This is a genomic window from Pseudomonas sp. PGPR40 (assembly GCF_022014505.1).
Classification (GTDB): domain Bacteria; phylum Pseudomonadota; class Gammaproteobacteria; order Pseudomonadales; family Pseudomonadaceae; genus Aquipseudomonas.
The window spans coordinates 101,903-118,608 of the sequence record NZ_JAKLSP010000003.1; the positions used below are offsets into that span (position 1 = coordinate 101,903).

Annotated in this window: 17 protein-coding genes and 2 pseudogenes; 9 read left to right on the forward strand and 10 right to left on the reverse strand. The window is 58.0% G+C overall.

The window, feature by feature from the left end:
* A complete protein-coding gene (yhhA, locus tag MEB48_RS04340; RefSeq protein ID WP_223523683.1) occupies positions 1-183 on the reverse strand; it encodes a YhhA family cyclophane-containing RiPP in 183 nt (60 codons plus the stop codon).
* 211 nt (positions 184-394) lie between these two features.
* Here yhhA and MEB48_RS04345 point away from each other — a divergent pair, with 211 nt between their 5' ends.
* Together MEB48_RS04345 and MEB48_RS04350 are read left to right on the forward strand one after the other, a co-directional pair.
* Complete coding sequence (locus MEB48_RS04345) at positions 395-586, forward strand: hypothetical protein (RefSeq protein WP_237882227.1); 192 nt, start codon at positions 395-397, stop codon at positions 584-586.
* Positions 587-601: 15 nt separating this feature from the next.
* A pseudogene (locus tag MEB48_RS04350) lies at positions 602-1,163 on the forward strand (efflux RND transporter permease subunit); the annotation flags it as partial.
* A gap of 390 nt (positions 1,164-1,553) precedes the next feature.
* Here MEB48_RS04350 and MEB48_RS04355 read toward each other — a convergent pair.
* Together MEB48_RS04355 and MEB48_RS04360 are read right to left on the reverse strand one after the other, a co-directional pair.
* A complete protein-coding gene (locus tag MEB48_RS04355) occupies positions 1,554-2,123 on the reverse strand; it encodes a flavodoxin family protein (protein WP_237882229.1) in 570 nt (189 codons plus the stop codon).
* Between the two features lie 105 nt (positions 2,124-2,228).
* Positions 2,229-2,555 (reverse strand): luciferase domain-containing protein, encoded by a 327-nt coding sequence (locus MEB48_RS04360; RefSeq protein ID WP_237882231.1) that lies wholly within the window; start codon positions 2,553-2,555, stop codon positions 2,229-2,231.
* Positions 2,556-2,842: 287 nt separating this feature from the next.
* Here MEB48_RS04360 and MEB48_RS04365 point away from each other — a divergent pair, with 287 nt between their 5' ends.
* The 4 genes from MEB48_RS04365 (at position 2,843) to MEB48_RS04380 (ending at position 8,027) form a co-directional block, all read left to right on the forward strand.
* Positions 2,843-3,766, forward strand: coding sequence for a LysR family transcriptional regulator (locus tag MEB48_RS04365; protein ID WP_237882234.1), 924 nt, complete (start codon positions 2,843-2,845; stop codon positions 3,764-3,766).
* Positions 3,767-4,282: 516 nt separating this feature from the next.
* Positions 4,283-5,503, forward strand: a complete 1,221-nt coding sequence (locus tag MEB48_RS04370) for an amino acid deaminase/aldolase (protein WP_237882236.1) — start codon at positions 4,283-4,285, stop codon at positions 5,501-5,503.
* 52 nt (positions 5,504-5,555) lie between these two features.
* Positions 5,556-6,992, forward strand: coding sequence for a coniferyl aldehyde dehydrogenase (locus MEB48_RS04375; RefSeq protein ID WP_237882238.1), 1,437 nt, complete (start codon positions 5,556-5,558; stop codon positions 6,990-6,992).
* A gap of 21 nt (positions 6,993-7,013) precedes the next feature.
* Positions 7,014-8,027 carry an AraC family transcriptional regulator gene (locus MEB48_RS04380; RefSeq protein ID WP_237882240.1) on the forward strand — a complete coding sequence of 338 codons (1,014 nt, stop codon included), beginning with the start codon at positions 7,014-7,016 and terminating at the stop codon, positions 8,025-8,027.
* Between the two features lie 6 nt (positions 8,028-8,033).
* Here the strand turns inward: MEB48_RS04380 and MEB48_RS29095 are convergent, their stop codons facing one another.
* Positions 8,034-8,549 carry an aldehyde dehydrogenase family protein gene (locus MEB48_RS29095; RefSeq protein ID WP_330932691.1) on the reverse strand — a complete coding sequence of 172 codons (516 nt, stop codon included), beginning with the start codon at positions 8,547-8,549 and terminating at the stop codon, positions 8,034-8,036.
* A gap of 2 nt (positions 8,550-8,551) precedes the next feature.
* On the reverse strand, positions 8,552-9,568 hold the full coding sequence (locus tag MEB48_RS04385; protein ID WP_269137386.1) for an aldehyde dehydrogenase family protein: 1,017 nt from the start codon (positions 9,566-9,568) through the stop codon (positions 8,552-8,554).
* Between the two features lie 430 nt (positions 9,569-9,998).
* Between MEB48_RS04385 and MEB48_RS04390 the strand changes: the two genes are divergently transcribed.
* The gene (locus MEB48_RS04390) at positions 9,999-10,910 is read left to right on the forward strand and encodes an N-acyl homoserine lactonase family protein (protein ID WP_237882242.1); all 912 of its coding nucleotides are present in this window, start codon (positions 9,999-10,001) and stop codon (positions 10,908-10,910) included.
* A gap of 57 nt (positions 10,911-10,967) precedes the next feature.
* On the opposite strand, the gene MEB48_RS29325 is transcribed toward MEB48_RS04390, so the two are convergent.
* The 5 genes and pseudogenes from MEB48_RS29325 to MEB48_RS04410 all read right to left on the reverse strand — a co-directional run bounded on the left by MEB48_RS29325 (position 10,968) and on the right by MEB48_RS04410 (position 13,926).
* Positions 10,968-11,123, reverse strand: coding sequence for a hypothetical protein (locus MEB48_RS29325; RefSeq protein ID WP_237882244.1), 156 nt, complete (start codon positions 11,121-11,123; stop codon positions 10,968-10,970).
* A 231-nt stretch (positions 11,124-11,354) separates the two neighbouring features.
* Positions 11,355-12,167, reverse strand: a complete 813-nt coding sequence (locus MEB48_RS04400) for an N-acyl homoserine lactonase family protein (protein ID WP_237882246.1) — start codon at positions 12,165-12,167, stop codon at positions 11,355-11,357.
* Positions 12,168-12,243: 76 nt separating this feature from the next.
* Positions 12,244-12,654: an NAD-binding protein gene (locus MEB48_RS29100; RefSeq protein WP_269137398.1), complete on the reverse strand. Its 411-nt coding sequence runs from the start codon at positions 12,652-12,654 to the stop codon at positions 12,244-12,246.
* Positions 12,652-13,182 (reverse strand): annotated as a pseudogene (locus tag MEB48_RS29105) (NAD(P)-dependent oxidoreductase); the annotation flags it as partial. The pseudogene MEB48_RS29105 and the gene MEB48_RS29100, both read right to left, overlap by 3 nt.
* A 69-nt stretch (positions 13,183-13,251) precedes the next feature.
* Entirely contained in the window at positions 13,252-13,926 is a 675-nt protein-coding gene (locus MEB48_RS04410) for a GntR family transcriptional regulator (protein ID WP_237882250.1), read from the reverse strand.
* Positions 13,927-14,118: 192 nt separating this feature from the next.
* Between MEB48_RS04410 and MEB48_RS04415 the strand changes: the two genes are divergently transcribed.
* Both MEB48_RS04415 and MEB48_RS04420 read left to right on the forward strand, forming a co-directional pair.
* Complete coding sequence (locus tag MEB48_RS04415; protein ID WP_237882253.1) at positions 14,119-15,246, forward strand: zinc-dependent alcohol dehydrogenase family protein; 1,128 nt, start codon at positions 14,119-14,121, stop codon at positions 15,244-15,246.
* A gap of 14 nt (positions 15,247-15,260) precedes the next feature.
* Positions 15,261-16,694 carry an aldehyde dehydrogenase family protein gene (locus MEB48_RS04420; RefSeq protein ID WP_237882255.1) on the forward strand — a complete coding sequence of 478 codons (1,434 nt, stop codon included), beginning with the start codon at positions 15,261-15,263 and terminating at the stop codon, positions 16,692-16,694.
* Positions 16,695-16,706 lie beyond the last annotated feature (12 nt).

The following is a 16,706-nucleotide window of genomic DNA, read 5'->3' on the forward strand; positions in this document are numbered from 1 at the left end:
TCACGAACGGTTATGGCGGTGATGCAAACGATCATAACTGGTGATGACTTGGCTGGCGTCCGACTCAGTCAACACGCGCGAACGCAGGCGTTGGATTGCAGGATTGGTGCTCTGCACCTTCGCCAAGCTATGGCGGATTGTCGACTGAGACGACTCTTCGATCTTGATTGCTGTAGATGACATCGCACACTCCTTGACATGTTGAAGTGCTATCATCATGGACGATGGATCCAAAATATCAAGGATTATTGTCGCCTTGTAACAAATTCAACAAATGAACACATTATCGGAGAAATTTTAGCGAGAATTCGATTAATTTCGAAGATTTTCGCAGATTTTGCTCGTTACAATAACTTCAGGGGACACGTTCAGTGATGGCTAAAAATGGCACGAAATGGCCGATGTGCTCGAAGCTATTGCGGAACGCGAACTGCCCCCTGCTTTCAAGAGAGCAGGAGTAGTCCCAGGCATCCGCAACGTCGACATAGATCTGGAAGAGGATTACAGACCCAACTACGCGACCTGGAACACCTCAACGGTATGTGATCTGGCAACGACGCACGAGGAAGCGATGCCCTATGCCTGATATCCTTTCTATCAGGGCTACCGCATTGAACTGGGCGGCGAGATCGAAGACTCGGCGGACGCCAACCAGGCGCTGCTGCAATACCTGCCCCACGCGCTGATCGCCATGCTGTTGCTGTTCGTCTGGCAGTTCAATTCGTTTCGCAAGCTGCTGATCGTGGTCTCGGCGATCCCCTTCGTCCTGATCGGCGTGGCCGTTGCGCTGCTGATCACCGGTTACCCGTTCGGCTTCATGGCCACCTTCGGCCTGTTGTCACTGGCGGGGATTATCGTGAACAACGCCGTGCTGTTGCTGGAGCGTATCGAGGCCGAACTCCACGAGGGCCTGCCGGTGTACGAGGCGGTGGTGAACGCCGCCGTAAAGCGCCTGCGCCCCATCGTCATGACCAAACTGACCTGCATTATCGGGCTGGTCCCGCTGATGCTATTTGCCGGGCCGCTGTGGGAAGGCATGGCGATCACGCTGATGGGCGGCCTGGCGCTCGGCACGTTGGTAACGCTGGGGCTGATCCCGGTGCTGTACGTATTGCTGGTTTACACCGCGTAAGACTCCACGCATCAAGGGGAACGGACGATGACCTTTTTGCCCAGGGCAAGGCTCCAAGTTCAGTCTGCCCGTTATCAAATGCAACAAGTTTTCTTTCCATAGGGCACGATCGACCACCGTCAGTACGACCCAATAAACACGCCGATTCGACAGCGGTAGACCATGCTGCTCTCCGCTGTCGAAAATGCATGGCCCGAGAGTCTGGACGATAACCGGCTGGTACTGAGAGCCTAGGAAGAGACTGTAGCGAAGGCAATTAGCACATTGCCGAACGTCCTGTCGCACGCTGCCCGAGTTGCCGCCCTGGAACCTCAGGCCGGACACCACAGCGCGCGCCGCCCGGCTGCTCGCGTCCTCACCCAACGCCTATCTTCGCACTGTCGTGATGATAGCCGGCGAAGCATCCCACCGGCAGTCACCGTCATCCCTTTACGGCCTTCGTGACGTCCGCGACGTTATATCCGAACGCTTCCGCCGTCAGCAGATCGCCCGATATCATCTCCTCGACCGATGCATCGGACGGCGAGACCACCAGCAGTCCGCGATATCCGCCCAGATTATTGAGATCGTCTCGCGTCGAAGCCTTGGCGTTCGACGGATGCATTCCGGTGCCAGTCCACAGCATCTTGTGCTGCGCACCGAGCGCCGACAGATAGGAGATCGTGAGTTCCTTGTCGCCGTTCAGCGTCGCGGAATTGGTGAAGCCGGCCGCAATTTTGCCCTTCCAGTCCATTGTGTACCAAGGCTTGCTGGAGGCGTCAGCGAACTTCTTGAATTGCCACGAAACCATTCCCATGTAAGTGGGCGCACCGAAGATGATGGCGTCAGCGTCCTTTAATATCTCCCACCCCGTATCGGGAATATCGCCCTCGGCATTGATGGCAACGAGATTGACCGTCGCCCCGGCGGACGTCGCGCCTTTACCGACATGCTCGGCGACGCGCGCAGTGTGGCCATAGCCAGAGTGGTAGACGATTGCTATAGGTGTCATGAACATTTCTCTGTTGGGTTGCGTATTGCGAGCCCTCGCCCGAGATGTCCGGCAAGGTGTGAAGCCCCAGTCGAGCCGGTGGCCGTTGATTTGCTTGGAGATTGATTACACTGAGGCGACTTGGCCGGTCGCGAAGGCGTAGGAGGTGCGCAATAGACCAGCGACCGTCTTGAACTCGCTCTCGTCGCGCGGACCGAAGATCATCGCGATGGTCGACGGAAAACCGAACTTGCCGGCCACAGGGTGCGGCTCGCCCCAGCCTTTCGCATAAACCGCTTCAAGAACCTGCATCGGCAAGCACATGTGGAGGCTGCAGTCGCGCGGCGCATGGACATGCGCGAACTCATAGCCCTCCACCATGAAGGCGTCAGAGGAAGCTTGCCGCCCGAGAGATGGCGATAGATGAAACGCCAGTGTATCGGGCAGGGACACGTTACTCCGCCCTAGGCTAACGCCGGAAAATTCGCTGCCGACTCGGATCAGGCGTTCATGCATCCCTGCCGGCGCGATTTGGTCAAGCTGCATATGCGGTGTTTGGGGCGTGGTCCTTGGCTTTGGACCTGGTCGGTTGGGCAGGGACAGCCGATCACATATCTCACACATAAGGACACTCCACGTCTATTCAACTTGAAATGCAATATAATGGGATCCTCCCCGACGGATTAGTACCTCTTTAGTAATTCCGTTGATTACTGACGTTATATAATCAGAGTCGCATCATGGACCGCCTTTCGAGCCTCTCCGCTTTCGTGAACGCCGTCGATCTCGGAGGCTTCGCCCCCGCCGCGCGTCACCTACGGCTATCACCTGCGATGATTGGCAAGCATGTTGCGTCGCTGGAAGGACAGCTTGGCACGCGCCTGTTACATCGCACCACGCGGCGTCTGACGCTGACTGAAGCGGGGCAGCTCTTCTACGAGCGCGCGATACTGATTCTACGTGCATATGAGGAGGCCACGCGCGCCACTGCTTCTTTCCAGGAAAGCCCTCAAGGGCTCTTGCGGATCACCACGCCGATCGCGTTCGCTGAACTGATCGGTGAAGCACTGGGAGATTTTGCGCGCGCATATCCTCAGGTACGGCTCAACGTTACCTGCGACGATCGGGTCCTAGACCTTGCCGAACACCGGTTCGACCTCGCGCTGCGTGCCGGCAAACTAGCGGATTCCAGTCTTATCGCACGTAAACTAGCCCTCATACCCGTCGTGGTCTGCGCGTCGCCTCGATACATCGAACAGCATGGCGCGCCTATGGCACTGGAGGAGCTGACTCGCCACGAATGCATTGCCTATGAATATCAGCGCTCGGGCGAGAACTGGGCCTTCGCCGACGGCGCCGGCGAGATTTTGGTGCCCCTGACGAACACAACCTACCGTTCCAACAACCTATCCATCCAGCGCGCGTTGGTGCTGGCGGGACACGGCATCGCGCAATTGCCGCGGATCGCCGTTGAAGAAGACCTCGCGAAGGGAACGCTGGTGCCTCTTCTTGAGCATGTGCCGACGATCGAGCGCTGGCTCAGCGCCGTCTATGCGCCCGGCTACAAGGTTCCGCTCGCCGTGCGTGTTCTAATCGACTTTCTGGCCAAGCGGTTCGAGCCGATGCGCGAAGGCCGACCTCAACGGAGTCTCGAGGAAGCTTAGGGCAAATTATGAGTGCCGGCTTCAGGAGTTATCTTGACGCATCCCCCCTGAGCCTGCCCCCAACCATCGAGGCTCGACCAGGTGATCAAGCTCATCAGCAACATGGATTTTCAAGGGGGTGCGCGCTGCCCCGGCGCTGATGCATGGAGGCTCGATTCCCACCGCAAGGTCTCTGGCGCACAGGCACAGATTCTCTCAGAAGTGTTTCCTCAGGCCGATCATTAACAGCTGACCACCGCTGCACGTGTCTCGGTGGAGATGATTCACGGGACAATCGAATTGTTGTTCGATGAGTTCGTGGCCCCCAAAAGCGTCTGCTCGATGGTTGCGTCGATGATTGTCAGCCATCTGGACCGGTTGGCGCCTGCTCCAAGCGCATGAAGTGAGAGCGAACATGGCCGGCACGAACCCATTGCCCGGCCGGATCGCACCTCCATCGTCATCCCGGAGCCCTTTACCCTCTCAGTAGCCAGACCACGCGTCATTTCATTTATCGCTGAACTCATTGGGTCCTTCATGCGCCGTGTCGAAACTGCCCCGCTGCCACCTGCTCGCGATTACGCCTACTACCATCGGGTGCTGGCCGGGGTGCAGTTACCCGCCGCGTTCATCGACCTGGATGCGCTAACCGCCAACCTCCAACAGCTGGGCAAGCGTGCCGGGCGCCTGCCCGTGCGGTTGGTGACCAAATCCATACGCTCGGTGGAGATGATGCGGATGATCATGAGCGCAGGCCCTTTTGTGCAAGGCCTGCTGTGTTACTCCGCCGCCGAAGCCGCCTGGCTGGCCGGTCTGGGTTTCGACGATATCGTGGTGGCCTACCCGACCGTCGATGCGCGCAGCCTGGTCAAAGTCGCCTGCCAACTGCGCCAGGGACGCTCGATTACGCTGATGGTTGATAACCAGGCCCAGGTGCAGGCGATCAACGAGATAGCCGTGACGGAAGGGGTGATTATGCCGTTGGCGATCGATCTGGATATGTCATCGGTTTTCCCCGGGCTGTACTTCGGTGTGCACCGTTCGCCGATCAATGACGAGGCGAGTGCGCTTGCACTCGCAGCCGCTATCGTCGCGTTGCAAGGTGTCGAGTTGCAGGGCCTGATGGGCTATGAAGGGCAGATCGCCGGGTTGATGGACGCGGTGCCGGGCCAAGCCATCAAGAATGTGATCATCCGTTTTCTCAAACGCCGCTCCATTGCCGAGGTCAATAAACGCCGTGAGCAGGTGGTACACGCATTGCGCAGGGCCGGCCACACGCTGCGGTTCGTAAACGGCGGCGGGACGGGCAGTTTTGAAAGCACCCGTCTCGACCCTTCAGTGACCGAGTTGGCGGCCGGCTCGGGCCTGTACGCACCGACCTTGTTCGACCATTACCAAGCCTTTGAACTGACGCCCGCCGCCGGCTTTGCCTTGCCCGTGACACGCACCCAGGCCCCGGGCGTGATGGTGTGTTCAGGCGGCGGTTACATCGCCTCCGGGCCCGTGGGCAAGGACCGATCGCCCTTGCCTTGGCTGCCCGGCGGCTGCCGCTTGATCGACAACGAAGCCGCTGGCGAGGTGCAAACGCCATTGCTGCACACGTTGGAGCGACCTTTGAACATTGGAGATCCCGTATTGTTTCGTCACGCCAAGGCGGGCGAGCTATGCGAACGTTTTAATGAGCTATTGGTGATCAGCAATGGGCGCGTCGTTGAACGCGTGCCGACCTACCGTGGTGAGGGCAAAAATTTTTTCTGACAGCCCCCGCTTTCTCACACCCCCTGGCACAGTGCCAAAAGGAATACTGTCAATGAATCAGCCTGTCAGCCACATAGCTCCCTCCCTTGAGCCCGTACCGTTACTTAATGAACTGTTCGCGGCCCAACAAGCCGCCGTGCGTGCCCAGGGGGCGCCTACCTATGAACAGCGCATCGCGAACTTGAATTCCTTGCTGCGCCTGATCAGCGATCATCAAGAACAACTGTTGGAAGCGGTGTGTGCGGATTTCGGCAACCGATCATTCGCCGAGACCAAACTCAGTGAACTGATGCCCATCGTCAATGGCATCAAGCATGTTCGCTCGCATCTCAAGGCTTGGATGCGCCCCAGCAAACGCAAGGTCGGTATCGCCTTCAAGCCCGCCTCGGCCAAAGTGATCTATCAACCGCTCGGTGTCGTGGGTATTCTCGCACCGTGGAATTATCCGTTGACGCTAACCCTGGTACCGCTGGTTGAAGCATTAGCGGCGGGCAATCGGGTGATGATCAAGCCATCTGAACTGACTCCGCGCACGGCAGCGCTGCTTCAATACTTACTCGCACAGACCTTTCCCGCCGACCAAGTCGCCGTTGTCACAGGCGACGCTCAATTGGCCAGCCGCTTCAGCGAGCTGCCTTTTGATCACTTGTTATTTACAGGCTCCACTCAGGTCGGGCGCCTGGTCATGGCGGCAGCAGCACGCAACCTGACACCCGTGACCCTGGAGTTGGGCGGTAAATCCCCGGTGGTACTCTGCGCTGACTTCCCACTGGAAAAAGCGGCACGGATGATTGCCATCGGCAAGCTGTTTAACGCCGGTCAAACCTGTGTCGCACCCGATTATGTGTTGGTGCCGCGCCACCTTGTCGACAGTTTTGCTACTCAATGGCTGGCGGCGACCAAACAGCTGTATCCCACTATTGATGGCAATAAAGACTACACGTCGATTATCTCGCGTCGTCACTATGATCGACTGCTGAACCTGGTGGATCAGGCGATCGTCGCCGGCGCCAAGGTGTGGCAGGACAATGCTTTCGACCATACCAGCGAGCGCAAGGTCCCACCTACCCTGCTGACCGACGTGCCGTTAAACACCGATATCATGCGTGAAGAGATTTTCGGCCCGCTGCTGCCAGTAGTGGCCTATGACACACTCGATGAAGCGCTGGCATTTATCAACACGCGGCCCAAACCACTAGCGCTATATTGCTTTTCCAACGATCGAGCCTGCATCACGCAAGTGGTGCAACAAACCCGCTCAGGCGGCGTGACGATCAATGGCACCATGCTGCATGCCACCCAGGACGACCTGCCCTTCGGTGGCGTGGGTGAAAGCGGCACGGGGGCCTACCATGGTTACGAAGGGTTTGTACGCCTCTCCCATGCGCGTGGCGTATTCAAGCTGAGCCCCTTCAATATGTCTGATAAAGTTGCAGCGCCGTACGGGCGTTTAACCCGCCTGGTCACCCGTCTCATGCTCGGCAAATAACCGCACCACGGGGAGCCTGCCATGCTCAGTGCTACACGGTATACCGCCGATCTACCGGTCAACCTGCTGCGCAGCCTGGCAGATCTTATTGTGCAGTTAGGCCTGGACCCGAATCGACTGTGCCTGGGGCTGGGTTTCAACCTCGCCGACCTGGCCAACCCGCAAAGTCGGGTGTCGATTCGCCAGGCGTGCCTGATGATCAAGCGCGCCCTGGACATGACCCAGGGTCGTGACAGAGGACTAGGCCTGGACATGAGTGCGACCGAGTCCATCGCCTCCATGGGCCTGGTGGGCTATGCCATGTTGACCAGCGCCACCCTTGGCAGCGCCATAGCACTGGGCATCGACATGCAGAAGCAGACCGGCGCGCTGTTGAGCTTCGAGCACCTCGAATCCCCGGGACATATCACCCTCCAGGTCACCTGCCCGTTTGATGAGCCCGAGGTCCTGACCTTTCTGGTGGAGGAAGCCTTCGGCATGTTCCTTAATATCGCGCGTACCCTCGCGGGTCCGGCGTTCAGCCCATTTTCGATCGAGCTGAGTTACCCAAGGCCCATCTATGCCGACCACTATGAACACCTGTTCCGATGCCCCGTGCACTTCGGTCGCAAGGACAATCTGTTTGTCTGCGCCAACCACTGGGCCAACACCCCCATCGGCACTCACGATGCATTGAGCAATCGACAAGTGATGGAGTTGCTGGAGATGAGTGCCGACCGGGGCGGCGAAATCGAGTTCGTCGAATCCGTCGAGCGCATCCTGCGCCGCGATCTTCGCACGCCCCTCAGCTTGTCTGCTGTAGCCGCGCAGTTGTGCATGAGCGAGCGGACGCTGCGCCGGCGCCTGGCGCAGAATCACAGGCCCTATCAAGCCATTCTGGATGATCTGCGCAAGCAGCGTGCACTGTCGTTGCTGGGCAATGTACGCATGACCCTGGATGAAGTGGCTTATGAGGTCGGCTTCAGCGACGCGCAGAACTTCCGCAAGGCGTTCAAGCGCTGGACGGGGCATGGCCCGCGCCAAACCCGTGCATGAGGGCCATCACTCGCGTGGCTTTTGACTGAACGCTTCCAATCGCAGGCCGTGCCAGGCGATCGCCAGCAAGCGTAAACGCCGTGGTCCGTAAAGTGCCTGGATGAAGCGTTCGAACAGCTTGAATTTACGCGCTGTATAGGGGTACCAATTAGCTTCGATCTTGCTCCCGGCCTTGTCGATCAGCACCGCCTTGCTTCGGGTGAACCCCAACAACCCCTCCGGCCCGCGCAGTTTGCCGAAGCCACTTTTCTTCGCGCCGCCAAACGGCAAGCCTGGGTTGCCTTCGCTCATGTTGACGTTATTGATCGACACCCCACCGACCTCCAGTGCACCGGCCACCCGCAGCGCGCGTTGCGGATCGGCGGTGAACACACTGGCACACAGGCCGTAGGGGGTGTCATTGGCCAACTCAATGGCTTGTGCTTCGCTGGTGAAGGCCATGACCGGCAGCACCGGCCCGAAAGTTTCTTCGGTCCAGACCTGCATCTGCGGCGTGACGCGGTCCAGAATGATCGGCTGCACGGTCAGGGAGTCCGCGCTGGTACGGCACCGAATCGCAAGCGTGCTCCGAACTTCAGGGCATCCTGCACATGTTCGATGACCTTGTCGCGCTGAAAGTCGACGGTCATACGCCCGACATCGGCATTACCATTATCGCCAACGCGCACGACGAGCTTATGCGCCTCCTTGACCAGGCTATCGACGAAACGCTCCTGCACGCTTTGTTCTACCAACAAACGCTCCACGCCGCTGCAGGATTGCCCGGCATTGGTGAAACCGCCCCACAACGCGCCTGCCACCGAGCGAGCCATGGATGCGTCGGCAAACACGATCATCGGGTCTTTACCCCCCAGCTCCAACTCCACGGGGATCAACTCTCGACTGGCCTGGGCCATGATCTTGCTGCCAGTGGGACCGCTACCGGTAAAGAAGATTTTCGCCGGCTTTTGTTCAATCAACGCCGAGCCCATGCCTGCGCCGCCGTAGACCACCTGGACCAGACTCTGAAGTATGGATGAACACCCTAGGACCTGTTCGATTAAACCCTCACACGGCGCATGCTCGGAGGGCTTATAGACCACTGCGTTACCCGTTACGATTGCTGCCGCTATGCCGGTGATGGCGTTATGGAAGGGGTAATTCCAAGGGCAGATGATCAGCACAACCCCCAGGGGTTCATGCAGCAGTAATGACTGCTTGCCCAGCAACGTAATCGGCGTCTTGACCTTTTCAGGCCTGAGCAGACGCTCGGCATTGTTTTCCAGCCAGTTGAGCCAGTCGAGGGTGCCGAGAATCTCTGCGATCAATGCATCCGTTCGACATTTACCCACCTCCTGCATCACCCGCTCGATGATGCTCGAGCGCTCAGCCAGAATCGTTTGCTTGAGCTTGGACAGCTCCGCCAGGCGCGCCCGGATCGACAGCTGTGAATGGATGCTGAACGCCTGGCGGGCCTTCGCAAAGGCGATCCGGGGTATCTCTGCCTCGCCGGAGGGTGTGTTGTCGTGCGGGTAAGTTTTAAGCTCATGAGGGGTGTGCATGCAAGGTTCCTCGGGATCATCGGCCAACCTCCAAGGTAACGGGTAGCGAGATCGTGAGGCAGGGTTGATACGGACGAAAACCGGTTAAAAACGGCTAATTGGCAGCGCCCGGCTACACCTCAGCTGAAGACCATGCCGACGGTTTCGCCAAGGCTATGACCGCTGGTGGCGACGCTGCGACCGTGCGCCCCACCACCCGGTCGATCTAAAAAAGCTCTGTGCTTCGACACGCGCGACCTTCCCCTTTCGCTTTGCCAATGGCTTCTAATCCTACAATATCATTGACATATTGTATTACAACTTACTAGATTGTGAGGAGGCACTCATCGACTGTGCAACATTTGCTGAATGACTGCTTCGTTCAAACGCTCAGCGAATGCCGACGTTGCCATGAGCGCCGAATCATTCATTCCCATAAAACAAGAAGAACATGATGAAAAATGACCGCAACGCAATGAGTAAAACGCTCGGGTTGAGCCTGTACATGGCAGCAGCACTCTCCTGTAGCGGCTGGGTGTATGCTCAAACTCTACCCTCCTCACACGTTCAGCATCGGCCTGCGATGGCCCCGCTGCCGATCGTTAAAACCTTGCGCGTCTACGTGCTCGATTGTGGACAGCTGATATACAACCATCCGGAATCTTACAACCTGACGCGTGAGGAGGTGGTCGATACAAACATGCCCGTCACCTGCTACCTGGTCATGCATCCCAAAGGTGTTTTGTTATTCGATACCGGGCTTTCCGACCAACTGATCGGGCGACCGGTGTATGAAAATGCCATTGATGGATATGGCCAAATCGTCACCAAGACATTGCTCAGCCAGTTGGCCGACATCGGGGTCGCACCTTCGGATATCAACTACCTCGCGCTTTCCCACTCGCATTTTGATCATGTGGGGAATATCAGCGAGTTTCCGAACGCAACGTGGCTTACCTCCAAAGCTGAGCAGGACTTCATGTTCACTGCACAGGCCACTCCGGAAAACGCAGCGTCTTTCGCCTCACTCAAACACAACCCCCAGCAGTTGTTCAAAGGCGATCACGATGTCTTTGGCGATGACTCAGTCATTTTGAAACAAACCCCGGGTCATACGCCCGGTCACCAATCCCTTTATGTGAAGCTCAAGCAATTCGGCGGAGTCGTGATTTCTGGAGACCTTTACCATTATCCCGAAGAACGCACGAAAAACCGCATGCCGGAAAAGGAAAAGGATTCGGGCACTCCTGAATCGCGTCAAGCTATGGAAGATTTTCTCAAGCAAACCCATTCGCAGTTATGGATTGGTCACAGCACTGAGTTCGTGCGCAATGCGTTGAAATCGCCTGCCTGGTATGAATAAGCGTTAACTCACACAACGAGGGCCAATAATGGTGTTGACCCTCGTTCTACTCGCTCGTCAGGTGCGGAAACGCCGGAGCAGGCTGTCCAATTCATTGAAGAACCCAGCTAGACCAGCAGCGTTCAACCGCGCCGACTTGGCTAAATGTTGCTTGATGATTTCGGTGAGTTGCTGCAACGACACCTCGATGCTGCGAACAACGCTGGCATACATCGCGCCCTTAGGTGCGTAGTAATAGCATTAGTGGGCAGACCTGGACTGCTCAACGCAGACTTGTACCAGGGCCGCTCGCGGGAGTCGTAATTGGCCCGGTGGCGCCGCTGTAGTTCTTCAGGCTACCGTCAGCGTTGCGCAATAACGGCTGAGAGGCGAGGTAATCGACGTTCTGGCGAATACTTCGAAATACAATTGCATGGCTGTATCGACCTGGCGTATTTCGCGAGGTCAACGTTCTGCAGGTTGATCATGCAGCGCGCAGATCGAGCCTTCCGACGCGCCAGCGAGTTGCGGGTAGAGGCTCATCACCAAGGGGTCATGCCCTGGAACAATATGCTTTTCGGAATCCGCCAACGATCTGATCCTAGCCCAGCCACTTCGCATATCGTCCACATTAAAGACGATTGGAAATGGGCAGTCCTCGATGAAGTTGCGGTAGTAGTGGCTGGCGTCGGAGGCCAGCACCACCCAGCCTCGGCGCGTAAAAATGCGTACGACTTGCAGCCCCATGGTGTGACCGCCTATCAGGTGCACAGACAGACCAGGCGTCAATGTGGCGTCGCCTTCATGAAACTGCACACGCCCGCGGTAGACCTCGCGGACCATCCCGACCACATTCTCGACGTCATAAGCTTCGTGCGCACATTTATGTGCCATGTGCCGCCCGGTTGCGAACACCATCTCGCTGTCTTGAAGGTGATAGGTCGCCGATGGGAACAGATCGAAGTTACCTACATGATCGTAATGCAGGTGGGTGATGATGACGTTGTCGACTGTGGACGCCTGGATCCCGAGCGCGCGTAGTGATTCAGCCGGGCAACGGATGAAGTCTCGCCCGCGCTGTTGGGCAGTAGCCTGGTTGAAGCCAGTATCAATCACCCAGGTGCCGGTGCTGTTGGTCGCGACCCAGATAAAGTAATCCATGGGCATCGGCCCATCATGCGGGTCGCCGCCGAGGAAGTTCAAGGAGGCGGTACGGCGATGCTCAGCATATTTCACCGCGAACACGTCAAAAGGCTCAATCGCGGGGGCGATGTGCATGGTTCGGATACTCAGAATTGGACGAAGAGCCGGGGCGTAGCGATGACGCCCCGGAACGTAGCGCGCAGCTTGTCGACTAGCCGTGAGCGTCAATGATGCGGTACATCTCGGTGTGATCGGTCTGTGGCGTGGTGCTTTGCGCTGCTTCCTGCCAGACCGCCAGGCACTCATGCCCGAGCTTCATCTGCTGCCCCATCTGCTCTGCAAGGGTGACGGCGATTTTCAGGTCCTTGACCATCAGTTGCAACGCAAAGCCCGATGCGTAAGTGCCGCTAAGCATGAACTGGTTGACCTTGTTGGCCGTGGTGAAGTTACCGCCGGAAGCATTATTGAGCACGCTGGTCATCACCGCGGGGTCCACACCGAATTTCTCGCCCACATGCAGCGCTTCGACGGTGGCCAACAGCCCAGTGGCAGACACAAAATTGTTCAGCGCCTTGACCGCATGGCCTGCGCCATTTGGGCCTACGTGGGTTGAACTACCCATGACGTCCAGCAGCTCGCGGTGCTGTTGGAGCACCTCGGCATCCCCGCCCACCATGATTTGCAGCGTCCCGGAAATAGCGCGTTTGACGCCGCCTGAAACCGGCGCATCCAGAAAACTCAGCCTGAACTCACTTAACTGTTTAGCTAACGCCTGGGTTTCGAGCGGCTCTGAGGAACTCATGTCGATGATGCATGCCCCCGGCTCCAAGCGTTTGGCGACGCCATAATCGCCCACCAGGACCTGATTCACGATGCGAGAGTTGGGCAACATCGTGATGACGATATGGACGTCCGCCAGCGACTGTGCGTTTTCCAGGCGACGAGCGCCCACCTCGGTACACAACTCGCTGACGGCCTGATCATTGGTGTCACTCACTAATAAGGGATAACCGGCCTTGGCAATGAGACTTGCCATCGGGCGCCCCATCATTCCCAGACCGATGAACAGGACTGTGGGACGCGTGCCTTGGTTAACGTCGTTCATAGTATTTCTCGCTTGTAGAATTATTCTCTGGCCACTTCGCACATATGCCGTGGCCTGCTTTGTGAGAACACCCTAAGCATTGTAATACAATATGTCAATAATACACACGAACCATCAATCGTTACTTTCCAGCATGCCTAACGCAGCATTTTCGGCATTCTTGATGTGCAGTTGCGCAGCCTCGCGTGCGCCTTCCGCATCACGAGCCTTGATGCGAGCCACCATTTCGTCAATTTCCGCCAGGCTCTCGGCCAAGCGCTCAGGACGGGAAAACGAGGTAGCGCGCAGCAGGTTAATACGCGACAGGAGCCCCTGGAGCACCTCGTTGATCAGGCGGTTACCGCTCCCCCCCAGCAGTACGTCGTAAATTTTTGTCTTGGCGACCAGCAGTGCCCGACGATTGGGAATCTTCGCCTGGGCGTGTAACTCCTTCACGGTCCGCTCCAGCGCTTTGATCTGCGCGGCATCCGCCAGGCGCGCGAACTCATGCACCGCGAAGCCCTCAAGCAAGGCGCGCAACGCATAGAGCTCCTTGGCCTCGCGAATGTCTAGGCTGGCGACCACGGGCCCTTTGTGCGGCACGATCACCAGTAGCTTTTCCGCTTCAAGTCGACGCAGTGCCTCACGCAACGGCGGCCGACTCACCTGCAACAGCTCGCACAGTTCACGCTCGACAAGCCGTTCGCCTGGCGCGAAGCGGCCATTCATGATCGCTTCACGCAGAAACGTCTCGACTTGGCCGCGCAAGGTTTCCGGCCGGCCCATCACCGGCATTTCTTCGTTTTCCATTCCTGTCTCCGTGGCCTTTGGTGACACGAGGCGCACCTACGATCTGATTGATTGACCGGCATATTGTATTGCAATTTTTTCCGGGCCGCTGTGCAACAACCGTATTGTTGATCCTGTAAGATTGTAATACAGTGATACGAAGCAAGGGTTATCTCAACTTTACAAAAACAATTGATTCAGAGGAAACCTCACATGCAAATCAGAGCCGCCGTGCTAGACCAGATGGGTTTGTCCGCTCCATTTGCGCAAAGCCAACCCTTACGCATCACCACGATCGAGCTTGGCGACCCAGGACCGGGTGAGGTATTGATCAAGATAGCCGCCGCAGGCATCTGCCATTCCGATCTTTCAGTGATCGAAGGGGTGCGGCCGCGCCCACTGCCGATGGTGATTGGCCATGAGGCAGCCGGTGTCGTCATGGCGGTTGGGCCTTATGTCGACGACTTGGTTGTGGGTGATCATGTCGTGACTGTTTTCGTCGCCTCCTGCGGCCATTGTGTTGAATGCTCGGGCGGGCGCCCTGCCCTTTGCGCCCCCGGCGCGGTGGCGGGCGCGGCCGGCACGCTGTTGCGTGGCGATCGACGCATGCAGCGCGGGGAACAAGTCCTCAATCATCACTCGGGCATCTCCGCATTCGCTGAATACGCCGTGGTTTCGACACGGTCTCTGGTGCGCGTTGCCCGGGATATTCCCTTGGAACATGCGGCACTGTTCGGTTGCGCCGTGTTGACCGGCGTTGGCGCAGCCACCAATACCGCCAGTATCAAACTGGGATCGACCGTCGCAATCGTCGGCATGGGTGGCGTAGGCCTGGCGGCTCAGCTAGGCGCGTTAGCGGCGGGCGCAAGCCAAGTGATCGCCATCGATACCAATTCGGAAAAACTGGCGATGGCCAAGTCATTGGGGGCACAGCATGTATTTAATGCGGCCGACCCGAACCTGGTCGAAGCCATTCGCGATCTCACCGGCGGCGGTGTTGATGTGGCGCTGGAATTCGCGGGAGCATCCGCTGCGTTGCAAACGGCTTGGAAAGTCGGCAAGCGCGGCAGCGAGGTCGTCACTGCCGGCCTGGCTCGACCGGACGCGACATTCGAAGTGCCAATGGTCGGCCTGGTGGCTGACGAGCGCACCCTGCGCGGTAGCTACATGGGCAGCAGCGTGCCCAGCCGTGACATCCCGCGCTACCTGGAATTATTCCGTCTCGGTCGCCTGCCGATCGACAAGTTGGTGACGCACCGATTGACCCTGGATGAGATCAACGTCGGCATGGATCGCCTGCGTGACGGCGAAGCCGTTCGCCAGATCATCACGTTCGATTGAGCAGGAGTGTCGCGATGTACCCTACAGACAAGTTCTACATTGATGGGCGATGGGTCGAGCCGATTGGCAAGGCCACGTTTACCCTGATCAACCCGGCTGATGAGCAAGCCTATGGCGAACTGGCCATGGGCAACGCCGACGATGTGGAGCGCGCAGTACGAGCTGCACGCCGTGCATTCGCGGACTATTCACGCTGGACACCGGGGCAGCGCATCGATTTGCTTGAGCGGGTATTGAGCATCTATAAGCGCCGGTACGAAGAGTTTGCCCAGGCGATGACCCTAGAGATGGGCGCGCCGATTGCTTTCTCCCGGGCGGCCCAGGCGGCGCGGGGCTCGCTGCATATCGAGGAAATCATTCGTGTATTGCGCGGCTTTGAGTTCGACGAGCAGCATGGCACGACCCAGATACGTCGCGAAGCGATCGGCGTATGTGGGTTGATCACTCCGTGGAATTGGCCGATCAACCAGATCGTGGTGAAGATCGCCCCCGCGTTAGCGGCCGGTTGCACGATCGTCCTCAAGCCCAGCGAGTTCTCTGCGCTATCTGCCTTGCTGTTCGCCGAAGTGCTGGACGAAGCAGGCGTACCACCGGGAGTTTTTAACCTAGTCAATGGCGACGGACCCAACGTGGGCCACGCTATCAGCGCACACCCGGACATCGACATGGTGTCTTTCACCGGCTCCACCCAAGCCGGCATCCGCGTGGCAAAAACCGCGGCCGACACGGTCAAACGCGTCGCACAGGAACTGGGGGGCAAGTCGGCCAATATATTGCTTGGCGATGCTGATTTAAGCCAGGCAGTCTCCAAGGGAGTCGCCGCGTGCTTCACCAACAGCGGGCAATCCTGCTCGATCCCAACCCGAATGCTGGTGCCGGCAGAACGCATGGCTGAGGTGGTGCGAATCGCTCGGGCTGAAGTCGCGAAGTACCGCGTAGGTGATCCACAGGATGAAAACATTCAGTTGGGCCCCCTGGTCAACCAGGCGCAGTTCGAACGCGTTCAAACGCTTGTCCAAACTGGCATTGATGAAGGCGCCGAGCTGATCTGTGGTGGCGTTGGCCGTCCTGCCGGGTTGCAAAAAGGCTACTACGCCCAACCCACGGTGTTCGCTAACGTAAGCCCGAACATGACCATTGCCCAAGAGGAAATCTTCGGCCCGGTTCTGTCGATCATTGCCTATCACAGCGAAGCAGAAGCGATCGAAATCGCGAATGGCACGCCCTATGGCCTGGCGGCATATGTGCAATCCGCCGACTTGAACCACGCCCGCAACGTGGCCGAGCGCCTGCGTGCAGGTCAAGTTCACCTGAACTATCCGCCAGCCGATATCGGCGCGCCATTTGGCGGCTTTAAACAGTCCGGCAATGGCCGAGAGTGGGGTGCGCACGGCCTCATGGAATATCTGGAAACCAAGGCCATCGTTGGCTACGCACCTGCCAACTAAACACACCAATAA